The sequence below is a fragment of the Citrobacter sp. TBCS-15 genome (assembly GCF_005280815.1).
GTDB lineage: Bacteria > Pseudomonadota > Gammaproteobacteria > Enterobacterales > Enterobacteriaceae > Citrobacter > Citrobacter werkmanii.
On sequence record NZ_SZWK01000014.1, the window covers coordinates 1 to 547 of the forward strand.

Sequence of the window (547 nt, forward strand, 5' to 3'; positions counted from 1 at the left end):
TGTCAAGGCAACAGTAGGGTCAATTTTATCTTTTTCAAGTTTTTTTGTATACATATAGTCCCCACTTTGTCCGATTTTGACAGCCGTATTATTTAAAGCCCATTGCATAACTTTTTGATTATGGATAAGCTTATTTTCGACTAATTTAGATTTTAATAGCCTGATATAATCATTCATTGAGAAACCTTGTCGAATTGCTCTTTGGTTATCTCCGTCTTTATCAAAGAAGTAACGTTCAATCAACCCTTTTAAGATTTCATATCGTGCTGGGTCATAACCGATTTTTCTAAGTCTGCACCCTGTCTTACTTCTAAAGTCATTAATATACGGTATTAAGTCATTTACATTTATATATTCCGTATCAAGTAGAATAAGCTCTCCTCTGTCAACAAATTCAGTCCATAGTTCTTGCTGTTCTGTGTCCAGTTGCTCATATTGCGAACGTACAGAGAATGTAAGTGTATGGCTGTAAGTTTTACCCTCTAACTCACAAACAAATGACACAGCGGTTAAATCGCCAATTAAGGATAGGTCAATTCCGACATAA

General features: G+C 34.9%; 1 protein-coding gene. It reads right to left on the minus strand.

All coding sequences use genetic code 11. From position 1 onward, the window contains the following. The coding region (locus tag FDW96_RS00070; RefSeq protein ID WP_212732840.1) for a terminase TerL endonuclease subunit at positions 1–547 on the minus strand (547 nt) is incomplete at both ends.